This is a genomic window from Campylobacter sp. US33a, from assembly GCF_004378855.1.
GTDB lineage: Bacteria > Campylobacterota > Campylobacteria > Campylobacterales > Campylobacteraceae > Campylobacter_D.
The window spans coordinates 37,205-47,392 of record NZ_RYYL01000010.1; the positions used below are offsets into that span (position 1 = coordinate 37,205).

The 10,188-nt window shown below is 29.1% G+C and carries 12 protein-coding genes; 11 read left to right on the forward strand and 1 reads right to left on the reverse strand.

Annotation, left to right across the window (positions count from 1 at the left end; genetic code table 11):
• The first annotated feature begins 51 nt into the window (after window positions 1–51).
• The 9 genes from hypB (at window position 52) to ELQ16_RS08170 (ending at window position 7,474) form a co-directional block, all read left to right on the forward strand.
• Window positions 52–810, forward strand: a complete 759-nt coding sequence (gene hypB / locus ELQ16_RS08125) for a hydrogenase nickel incorporation protein HypB (RefSeq protein ID WP_134239054.1) — start codon at window positions 52–54, stop codon at window positions 808–810.
• Window positions 810–1,091 (forward strand): HypC/HybG/HupF family hydrogenase formation chaperone, encoded by a 282-nt coding sequence (locus ELQ16_RS08130; RefSeq protein WP_134239055.1) that lies wholly within the window; start codon window positions 810–812, stop codon window positions 1,089–1,091. Before hypB ends, ELQ16_RS08130 begins: the two co-directional genes overlap by 1 nt.
• A complete protein-coding gene (gene hypD, locus ELQ16_RS08135) occupies window positions 1,075–2,166 on the forward strand; it encodes a hydrogenase formation protein HypD (RefSeq protein WP_134239056.1) in 1,092 nt (363 codons plus the stop codon). The genes ELQ16_RS08130 and hypD overlap by 17 nt, the downstream gene beginning before the upstream one ends.
• Window positions 2,163–3,137, forward strand: coding sequence for a hydrogenase expression/formation protein HypE (hypE, locus tag ELQ16_RS08140; protein WP_134239057.1), 975 nt, complete (start codon window positions 2,163–2,165; stop codon window positions 3,135–3,137). The genes hypD and hypE overlap by 4 nt, the downstream gene beginning before the upstream one ends.
• Window positions 3,137–3,481, forward strand: a complete 345-nt coding sequence (gene hypA, locus ELQ16_RS08145; RefSeq protein WP_134239058.1) for a hydrogenase maturation nickel metallochaperone HypA — start codon at window positions 3,137–3,139, stop codon at window positions 3,479–3,481. The genes hypE and hypA overlap by 1 nt, the downstream gene beginning before the upstream one ends.
• 3 nt (window positions 3,482–3,484) lie before the next feature.
• Window positions 3,485–4,360: a hypothetical protein gene (locus ELQ16_RS08150; protein WP_134239059.1), complete on the forward strand. Its 876-nt coding sequence runs from the start codon at window positions 3,485–3,487 to the stop codon at window positions 4,358–4,360.
• Window positions 4,361–4,427: 67 nt separating this feature from the next.
• Entirely contained in the window at window positions 4,428–5,264 is an 837-nt protein-coding gene (locus ELQ16_RS08155) for a hypothetical protein (RefSeq protein WP_134239060.1), read from the forward strand.
• Window positions 5,252–6,067 (forward strand): hypothetical protein, encoded by an 816-nt coding sequence (locus tag ELQ16_RS08160; RefSeq protein ID WP_243832616.1) that lies wholly within the window; start codon window positions 5,252–5,254, stop codon window positions 6,065–6,067. The genes ELQ16_RS08155 and ELQ16_RS08160 overlap by 13 nt, the downstream gene beginning before the upstream one ends.
• A gap of 684 nt (window positions 6,068–6,751) precedes the next feature.
• Window positions 6,752–7,474, forward strand: a complete 723-nt coding sequence (locus ELQ16_RS08170; protein ID WP_208335086.1) for a hypothetical protein — start codon at window positions 6,752–6,754, stop codon at window positions 7,472–7,474.
• Window positions 7,475–7,607: 133 nt separating this feature from the next.
• On the opposite strand, the gene rpoD is transcribed toward ELQ16_RS08170, so the two are convergent.
• Window positions 7,608–9,491 (reverse strand): RNA polymerase sigma factor RpoD, encoded by a 1,884-nt coding sequence (gene rpoD, locus ELQ16_RS08175; RefSeq protein ID WP_134239062.1) that lies wholly within the window; start codon window positions 9,489–9,491, stop codon window positions 7,608–7,610.
• Window positions 9,492–9,655: 164 nt separating this feature from the next.
• Between rpoD and ELQ16_RS08180 the strand changes: the two genes are divergently transcribed.
• On the forward strand, window positions 9,656–9,820 hold the full coding sequence (locus ELQ16_RS08180; protein WP_243832617.1) for a hypothetical protein: 165 nt from the start codon (window positions 9,656–9,658) through the stop codon (window positions 9,818–9,820).
• A 179-nt stretch (window positions 9,821–9,999) separates the two neighbouring features.
• The gene (locus ELQ16_RS08185; RefSeq protein WP_134239063.1) at window positions 10,000–10,188 is read left to right on the forward strand and encodes a hypothetical protein; all 189 of its coding nucleotides are present in this window, start codon (window positions 10,000–10,002) and stop codon (window positions 10,186–10,188) included.

Sequence of the window (10,188 nt, forward strand, 5' to 3'; positions counted from 1 at the left end):
TTTAATGCTTTTAAAGATAAAATCGAAAAAAACTTTCAAAAGGAGCATAATATGTGTAAAGATTGTGGTTGTTCTATCAATTCAAGTCACACGCACGAGCATACTCACTCGCATGATCATCATGCGCATACTCACGAAAATCCAAGCTTAAAAGAAAGTAAAACCATAGAAGTAATTTCTAAAATTTTAAGCAAAAACGATGAGCAAGCAAAGCATAATAGAGAGCATTTTAATGAAGCAAATACGCTTTGTATTAACCTAATGAGTTCCCCAGGAAGTGGAAAAACCACGCTTTTAGAAAGCACTATAAAAACTTTAAAAGGTGAGCTTAAAATCGCAGTGATTGAAGGGGATTTAGAAACAAACAATGATGCTTTAAGAGTGAAAAATGCGGGAGCTTCTTCTTATCAGATCACTACGGGACAAAGTTGTCATTTAGATGCTTTTATGGTGCATGAAGCCTTACATCATTTAGCGATTAACGATGTGGATTTGCTTTTTATCGAAAATGTAGGCAATTTAGTTTGTCCTGCAAGCTATGATTTAGGAGAGCATTTAAATGTGGTTTTGCTTTCAGTAACCGAAGGTAGCGATAAACCACAAAAATATCCTGTAATGTTTAAAAAAGCAGATATTGTGTTAATCACAAAGGCTGATTTAGCGCACCATTTTGACTTTGACATGAAAGAAGCAACTAAATTTGTAAAAGAGCTAAGCCCTAGAGCTGATATTATCGCAATTGATGCTAAAAATGGCACCAATATGGAGCTTTGGTATAAATTGCTTAAACTTAAAAAGGAGCTTTTTTAATGTGTTTATCTATACCATCTGAAATTTTAGAAATTGATGAGTTTAATAATGCCTTAGTGCAAACCTTAGGCGTAAAAAGAAAAGTGAATTTAGATCTTATTGATGAGCCTTTAACAAAGGGCGATTATGTGTTAATCCATGTGGGCGTTGCTATGGAAAAAATCGATAAAGAGGCTGCATTAGAGAGTATTAAAACCTACCAAGAAATAGTAGAAAAAATGAATAGTGGAGAAATAAAAGAAAATGAAGGGGATTTGGGTTTAAATGAATTTCATCGATGAATTTAGAGATAAAGAAAGCATTTTAGCTTTAAAAAAGCTTATAGAAAAAGAAGTTAAAAGCCCTATTAATATCATGGAAATTTGTGGCGGACACACGCATAGCATTATGAAATACGCTTTGCCTTCCATTTTACCAAAGGAGATTAATTTTATCCATGGGCCAGGTTGTCCAGTTTGTGTAATGCCAAGAGAGCGTATTGATACAGCCATAAAGCTTGCTTCTATGTTAAATAGTATTTTTTGCACTTTAGGAGATCTTTTAAGAGTGCCAGGAAGTGAGAATTCATTGCTTGATTTAAGGGCAAAAGGAGCTGATGTAAGAGCACTTTATACCCCGCTTGAGGTTTTGGAAATTGCTAAGCAAAATCCTAGCAAAAATATCATCTTTTTTGCCATAGGTTTTGAAACAACAACGCCTATGAGTGCTTTACTTCTTGAAAAAGTGATAGAACAAAACTTAAAAAATGTCTTTTTTCATATCAACCACATTAGCGTTCCAGAGCCAATAGAAGCGATAATGAGTGATGAAAATGTAAAAATCAATGCTTTTTTAGGACCTTCTCATGTGAGTGTGATTACGGGTTGTGGAATTTATGTGCCTTTAGCGGCTAAGTTTAAAACTCCTATCGCGGTGAGTGGTTTTGAACCGGTTGATATTTTAGAAAGTGTTTTAAATATAGTAAGACAGATTAATGAAAATAAATCCCAAGTTTTTAATCAATACAAAAGAGCGGTAAGCGAAAAAGGCAATGTAAAAGCACAAAATTTGGTCAAAAAATACTTCGAAAAATGTGATTTTGAATTCCGCGGTTTAGGACTTATAAAAAATGGTGGACTTAGATTAAAAGATGAATTTAGTACTTTTGATGCGAGTAAAAAATTTGATTGTGCGGTGCAAAGCAAAAGTGAAAGCAAAGCTTGTATTTGCGGACAAATTTTAAGAGGTTTGGCAAAGCCTTATGATTGTAAAGTTTTTGGCAAAGCTTGCACTCCAAAAAGCCCTATAGGAAGTTGTATGGTTTCAGGCGAGGGGGCATGTGCGGCTTATTATAAATATTCAAAGGTGAATGCATGAAAAATATTTCTTTAGCCCATGGGGGTGGCGGAGAAGAAATGAGTGAGCTTTTAAACAAAGTTTTTAAGCTTTTTGATAATGAAATTTTAAGTGCCACAAATGACGCGGCGATTTTGGGAAATTTGGCATTAAGTACGGATTCTTTTGTATTAAGTCCTGTGATTTTAGATGATGAAATAAATATAGGAAAGCTTTGTGTTTGTGGCTCGATAAATGATGTTTTAATGGTGGGTGCAAAGCCAAAATATCTTAGTTTAGGACTTATCTTAGAAGAAGGTTTGGAAATTCAAAAATTAGAAATAATTTTAAAAAGTATCAAAGAAGAATGCGATAAATGCAGTGTAATGCTAGTATGTGGCGATACTAAAGTCGTACCAAAAGGTAAGGGCGATGAAATTTATATCAACACCACAGCGCTTGGCGAAATTATCGCTAAGAAAGAGACTAAGAACATTAAAGCAGGGCTTAGTGTGCTAGTTTCTGGCGATATAGGAAGACATGGGGCTAGTGTTTTAATCAAAAGAAATAATCTAGAAGCGAGTATAAAAAGTGATTGTAAGGCTTTAGATAAAGAAGTTTTAGAGCTTTTAGAAAATGGTGTTAAAATCGTAGCTATGCGTGATGCGACGCGTGGGGGTTTGAGCGCGGTTTTAAACGAGTGGGCGAAGCAAAGTGGGAATGATTTTTTAATTTTTGAAGAAAAGATAAAAATACAAGATGAAGTTTTGGGGCTTTGTGAGCTTTTTGGTTATGAGCCTTATGAATTAGCAAATGAAGGCACTTTTATACTTTGCGTGGAAAAAGAAGATGAAATAAAAGCTTTAGAAATTTTGCGAAAATATAACGAAAATGCAAGTATTATTGGCGAAGTTTTAGAAGAGAAAAAAGCACGCGTGATTTTACAAAATGCTTATGGAGCTAAACGCTTTTTAGAAAGCCCAAAAGGCGAACTTTTACCGAGAATTTGCTAATGCACGAACTTAGTATTGTAGAGTCTTTAATAGAACTTTGTGAAGAAAATGCCTTAAATAATAATGCTAAAAGCGTGCAAGAAATTTATGTAAAAATAGGGCGTTTAAGTGGTATAGAAGTAGTTCTTTTTAAGCGTTGTTTTGAAACCTTTAGAGAAAATTCAGCACTTTGCAAAAATGCTAAGCTTTTTATAGAGCTTGCGCCGCTTGAAATTTTATGCTTAAAATGTGATGAGCTCAGCATTTTAGAAGAAAATGTTTTTAAATGCCCAAAATGTCAAAGCATAGAATATAAAATCACCCAAGGACAAGACTTACATTTAATGCGACTTGTGATGGAGTGAAACTTGCTTAAAATATCAAAACAAATTTCTACTATAGTTTTTATTGTGTTGATTTTTATCATAATTATTAGTAATGCTTATGAGTTTATCTATGAAGCTTTAGAATTTAAAAAAGCAAATGAAAATAAAGCAAGAGAAAATCTTAGTGCTTTAATTAAATGGAGTGAAAATGAAGGCAAGGAAGAATTAAAGTATGCTAAGAATTTAAGCAAAGAAACTTACAATCAAGAAAAAGTTACACAAATGATTATTAAAAATCTTAAGATGATACAAGCTAGTATTGAAGATATGAAAACTTTAATTATCTTCAATATCACAGATGAAAATGTTGAACTTATGAGACAAGCAGGGCATGTTATAATAAAATCAAATATGGATATTATACTTTATCTTATGGATAGAGAAAAAACTTTTATAGGACATCAAACTTATTTTTTATTTGACAAGGAGAGATTTGATGCACTTGAAGATTTTTTGCTATATTTAAATACTAATTTAGAAGATTTTTTAGAAAAAGGTTTTTTTAAAAAATATATTGATAGTTACACAATAGTTGAAATTGGGATATATATCAACATGTTAATTACCTATAATCGCTCATTTGCTGTTATATATCCTGATGAATTTCCTCAAGATTATATTTGCAATTTAAATAATTCTAAAACTATAACAATTTTAAATGGTATGAGTCAAATTAACACTGCTATTGATAAAGTTTTATTATTTTTAAATCAGAAATCAAAAATATATATTGATGATGATTTAAAGGGAGACTTTAAAAAAGCAATTGATGATTTTCAACGCTTAAGACTTAATTCCAAAGAAATTGATGGGCTTAAAACCATACAAAATAAATTAAAGGAATGTACCAATGAATGAAGAATTGCAAAAAGAAAATAAAAGAGAATTAAACGAAACAGAAAAAGAATTGCAAATAGGAGTATAAATGAAAAAACTTCAGTTTTTATTTGACACAAAATTAAAGAAATTAGCTTGGATTATAGCTATATTGTTTATCGGATTTATAGGATATAAAATACTTTTTTATACTGAATTTAAAAATGGTTATGCAAAAGTGATTTTACGCTCCAATGCAACACTTAACCGAGAAGGTTATTGTATAAAAGCAAATAGAAAATTAAGTCTAGATGAATTATTTGAAAGAGCTACTAAAGATTTGCTTGAAAAGTTTTACAATGAAGCACATGATCCATTATTTACAAATATAGATGGAGAATGGCTTAGTGTCGATAATTGTTATTATGAGAGCAAAGAAAAAGCAAAGAATGCTCCAAGTTGTCAATTTTCTAGCAATGGAAAGCAATTTGATATCAACGATATCGTAAAACAAATTGATCTTAATAAAACTGAAGAAGAAAATATGCAAAAAATAATGCAGGGTTTTAGCATTGTAAGACCTTTTGAAGAAGAAGAAATCTTAACAGATGATTTAGAGTTAAAATATTCTTTATTCTTGGAAGACAAATTTCATAATTATATTTTTATCCCTTATGATATTGACTTTATTGCGATTGGTGGCGATATTGCCAATAACTCAAAGTTTGGTTATTCTGCTTATGCTTTAATGATAAAAGAATATTATATAGGGAATCATGGTTTCAAATTTACAAAAGGACAATTAAAATCTTGGGAAAATATACTTTATAGATATTACCCTATTACAAATTGTGGTGAGGTTGAAATGCGTTATGATTTTGATCCTCCTGGATTATATTATCAGTTATTTTATGATATGCAATGGAGAGATGAATGGCATCGTTAAATTTAAAAGGTGATTATGGAGTGGAAATAAATAAACCTTTTTATAAACTTAAAAGATTTTATATACCTTGTGTTGCACTCGTAGTTTTGATTATTTTTACAAGCTTAACTTATCATTTTTTACAACGACCTTTAGAGCTTATCTTTTGGAATAAGTGTTATTACGAAAAAGAAGATCAAATTAGAAAAGATATATTTAAATTATTCTGGAGCAATGAAGAAGAATTTAAAAAAGTTTTTATAGAACAAAACCTAAATCAAGAATTAAAAACAAATCAAAAAGAATTGTTAAACTATATGCATTATTTCAAAAAAGATTTTAAATTTATGCAAATTTTAGGCTTGGATAATGCTTATCTTAAAGCCCTTAGAAACAAAGCAAGTGTATTTGGAAGAAAAAGCGAAAATAATCTTAATTATTTTTATCTTGCTTCTAATAGTACTACCAATTTAGATGAAATGAACAATTTTATAAGTATTATAGACAAATATACCATTTTTATTGATGAAATAAATGCACTGCCTGATACATATACACCTATGAAAATAGCCTTTAATGCTGATTATTTTCTTTTTAATTTCGTCCCATTTGCCTCAAGTGTAGATAAAAACTTTATTTGCTCTATACCCCAAAAAGAACAATTATTAGAAAATATGATAAATTCTTATGCAAAAATGGATTTGTTATATAAAACAAAACTAGAAGCTGAAATTCAAGAAATATACTCAGCAATGTTCGGAGCAGAAAGATATAATCATTTCATAAATATTGCCAAAGGAAGATTAAATGCATGTGGAAAATAATTTAAATTTTAAAGATAAAAATTTCGGCTATATTGGAGAAATAAATGTCCCTTTATAAAGAATGTGAAGTTTGTAAAACAAAAATCAATAAATTGCAAAATATTTGGAATATATTCTCAAGCAAATTAGAAATCAAATGTAAAAATTGTAAAAATAAATATCGTGCTTCTAATAAAGTTATAGATTGGATATATGGTATTTTTGAATATGTATCAATTGATCCAAACAGTATGTTTTTAATTATAATATTTTTTGGCGGATATTTTTTTATTAAATATGGATTATTTTGGTTATTAGCAATAATTATTCTTGCTAGAAAATCAGTCAATATTATTTTACTTTTTCTTTGTAAAGTAAAAAGGATAGAAAATGAGAGATAAATTTTTAAAAAGGGTATTAAAATTATGTTTTTTGCATTTTTTATTTGTAGCACCGCTTATGCTTTATGCACTGATGAATTGAGTGATGAAGATTTAAAAATTTATACAAAATACAAATTTAAATCAAGTTAATTTTAAATGTAACATAAACAATCAAACATACTACTATAACAACCTTACTCAAAAAGAATATTTACAAAACTTAGAAGAACTTAAGGCAATTTTTAATCTGAACAAAGAAGAATTAAAAACACTAAGCTATATCATCTATCTCAATGAGGCACTTTTTTATCTAAAACTTGATTTGAATTTTTTTAAAAACTTTTTTTCTGCACAAAAAAATGATATTTCAAACCTTGAAAACTTAAGAAATTCTCACTACAAACAAATAGAAAATAGCCTGACATTAAGTCAGAAAGAAGAATTACAAAACTCTTTTGTTTTAGCAGATCAAATTTTACAAAAAAACGAAATTGCAAAAGATTATATTAATATTTCTTCCAAACTTATAGAACAGAGTAAACAAGAAAATAGAGAAATTTTAAACTATATTGAAAATTCAAACAAAGATATTTTCTCTCTTAAAAACATCAATCAGTTAATATTCCTTTATAATGCAAATTTGCTTATAAATGAAGCTAAAAATTATCCACAAAGATTAGTTCTTGCTTACGATAAAAATGAGGCATTAAAACTTTTAGAAATACTTTTAGAAACAATGTATAAAATTCCAAACAAAGAAGATAAGCTCGTGCTTTTACAAAGTGCTTTGATCGCTTACGATAAAGCAATATCGAGCTTAGATATTAATCTACCACTGAATGAACAAAAATATAAAAAAATAATAAAAAGAAAAGAATATATTGTTTTAATGGGACGATTTTTTCAAAGCGATGCGTTTGCTTATTTTAATACAAATATTAAAAGAAAATTTGATTTTAAAGATGATTTTATTCAAATTTTTCCAGAAAGAACGAGTGAAATTTTAAAACTCATTGCAATTTACAATCAAACAAAAAAACTTTAATGCTTACAAAAGAAGCTTTAAAATATAAGGAATAAAATAGGTTTGATGTAAGATAAATACGCAATAATTTAAATCATTTGAAAATCATCTTTTATGCGTTAATAATCAGTCAAAAGATGATTTTTGTTTAATATTATTTCCAGCCTTCAATGTAGTTTTTAAGCTTTCTTCCTACTTTTGGATGTTTTAGTTTTTTTATCGCAGAACTTTCAATTTGCCTTACTCTTTCGCGCGTTACATTAAGTTCTTTGCCAATTTCTTCTAAAGTTCTATCGCTTTCATCATCCATCAAGCCAAAACGCATACGAATGACAGCTTTTTCTCTATCATTAAGCTGATCTAGTACATCATCAATTTGCTCTTTTAAATCATCTTTTAAAATATGATCCATTGGCGAAAGTGAATTTCTGTCTTCCACAAAATCTCCAAATTTTCCATCCTCTTCAGCACCTATAGGCGCTTCTAGTGAAATCGGTTCTTTAGTGATTTTAATAACTTGTTTTACTTTATCAATACTCAAACCTACTTCTTGTGCTATAACGCTAACATCAGGTTCTTTGCCATCTTTTTGCAAATGTTCTCTTATGATTTTATTGATTTGATTGATTGTTTCTATCATATGAATTGGAATTCTTATAGTTCTTGCTTGATCAGCAATTGCTCTTGAAATCGCTTGTCTGATCCACCAAGTTGCGTAGGTTGAAAATTTATAACCTCTTTTATACTCAAATTTATCAACCGCTTTCATAAGGCCGATATTACCTTCTTGGATAAGATCTAAAAACGGCAATCCACGATTTGTGTAGCGCTTGGCTATACTTACAACAAGACGCAAATTTGACTTTGCCATCCTAGCTTTTGCATCGTCTGAGATATTTTTGCCCCTTTTGATTTGCTCTAAAATTTCTTTTAAGGCGTCTTTTTCTAAGTCAAAAGAATTTTGACTTGCTTCTTTGGTTTGGAAAAGTTTTTTAATCTCCATATAAGTGCTAACCATAGTTGTCTCTAAGGCTAATTCTGAAATTTCTTCTTTGCTAAGTTTGGTAATATCTTTTAGAATATTTGCATGGCGTGTTTTGAGTTCTTCTGAAAACATTGGTAAGCGATATTCTAAGCGCTTAAGCTCTTTATCAAATTCATCATCGCTTTTCAGCGCAGTTTCCATAGATTTCACGATTTCAGAAATGAGTTTAGAAGTCGGACCAAGATCCATTAATTTTTCTTTTAGTATGTTTTTCTTAAAGGTAATGCTGAGTTTATTTAAAAGTTCATCGTCGCTTTCTTTGCCTATTTCTTTGGAAATTTTTAACCAATCTTTTTTTGCTTTTTCTAAGGCTTTAAATTTTTCTATGACTTTTAGCGTTCTTTCATCTTCTTTTTTGTTTGGAAGTTTTGTATTTTTTTTGCTTTCTTCATTTTCCTCATCAACATCTTCAAGCTCTTCATTTTCCTCATCAACATCTTCTTCATCGAGTTTGTCATCATTTTTTTCTTCATCTTCAAAACTTTTAAAAAGCTCTTTAACGCGTCTTTCACGATTAATTAAAGGTTCTTTATAATCTAAAATAAAATCAATCAAATAAGGCACAGAACAAAATGCATCGATAATTATATCTTCTCCAAGTTCTATTCTTTTTGAAATTTCAATTTCTTCATCTTTACTAAGCAAGGCAATTTGCCCCATTTCTCTTAAATACATTCTCACAGGAGAATCTGAGCGACTCCACTCCAAAAGATCGTTTTCATTGGCAAGATCAAATTCATTTTCTAAACTGATATCTTGTAATTTTTGTTTTTCTTCTTGGAGTTTTTTTGCCTCTTCTATATTTTTCATTTTGGCGATTTCAGCAGATGAATAAAGTTTAACATTGTATTTTTTCATTAAGCTTTGAACTTTTTTTGCTGTGCTAGTTGTTGGAACTTTAGCTAAAAATTTTACTAATTTTTCATAAGTAACATAGTCTTTCGCATTTTCTTTAAAAAGTTCTTCTAATTCATCAATTTGCTTATCTGCCATTTATTTTCCTTTGGATTGTTTTGTTAAAAACTTAAGATTATACCTTTTTTGTCTTAAAAACATATAAAAATTAAATTTAAAGGAAAAAAGCAAAATAATTAAGAGAGTTTGCAAGAAATTATGGCGGAATCTATATTTTTGATAAAGAGATAAGAGAAGAGATATTGGAAAAAAGAGAAGAATTTCGTAGTAAATATTTGGATAGCGAAATCAAAGTAGGAAATGAAACTCATTTTGTAAATTCTACCTACTTAAAAAACAAATTCCCTCAAGTTCTTTCTAATGGTTGTAAATATTATTGCAATGATTATAATATGGAAGAACATTAGGTTGTGATGGCATTAATAAATATAAGAAAAATTAAAAAACAAGGCTACTAATGTATGAGAAATAAGCCAAATATAAAACTTTATAAATGAAAGAATGTGCCGATTTAGTTATTCTACAAATTTAAATGAGAATATGCTTGAGAAATTTCTAAAAAATATAAAAATAATAGGATAAAATGATGGATGAAGGACTTATTTTTGAAAACCTTGTTTCGGCAGAATATATAGGAGTAATGCAAGAGAAAATATCAAATGAATTATTTTCAAATAATATAAGTTTTAGTTCTTTAGAATACAATGAAACAGTTCTGCCTACAGAATTAGAGTGTTGCTATAATGAATTTAAATACTATCAAAAAAAGAAATAA

Coding starts and splice junctions, on each gene's coding strand:
- ELQ16_RS08155 (WP_134239060.1), top strand. CDS start 4,428: ATGAAAAAACTTCAGTTTTTATTTGACACAAAATTAAAGAAATTAGCT.
- ELQ16_RS08130 (WP_134239055.1), top strand. CDS start 810: ATGTGTTTATCTATACCATCTGAAATTTTAGAAATTGATGAGTTTAAT.
- ELQ16_RS08160 (WP_243832616.1), top strand. CDS start 5,252: ATGGCATCGTTAAATTTAAAAGGTGATTATGGAGTGGAAATAAATAAA.
- ELQ16_RS08185 (WP_134239063.1), top strand. CDS start 10,000: ATGGATGAAGGACTTATTTTTGAAAACCTTGTTTCGGCAGAATATATA.
- hypE (WP_134239057.1), top strand. CDS start 2,163: ATGAAAAATATTTCTTTAGCCCATGGGGGTGGCGGAGAAGAAATGAGT.
- hypA (WP_134239058.1), top strand. CDS start 3,137: ATGCACGAACTTAGTATTGTAGAGTCTTTAATAGAACTTTGTGAAGAA.
- hypD (WP_134239056.1), top strand. CDS start 1,075: ATGAATTTCATCGATGAATTTAGAGATAAAGAAAGCATTTTAGCTTTA.
- rpoD (WP_134239062.1), bottom strand. CDS start 9,491: ATGGCAGATAAGCAAATTGATGAATTAGAAGAACTTTTTAAAGAAAAT.
- hypB (WP_134239054.1), top strand. CDS start 52: ATGTGTAAAGATTGTGGTTGTTCTATCAATTCAAGTCACACGCACGAG.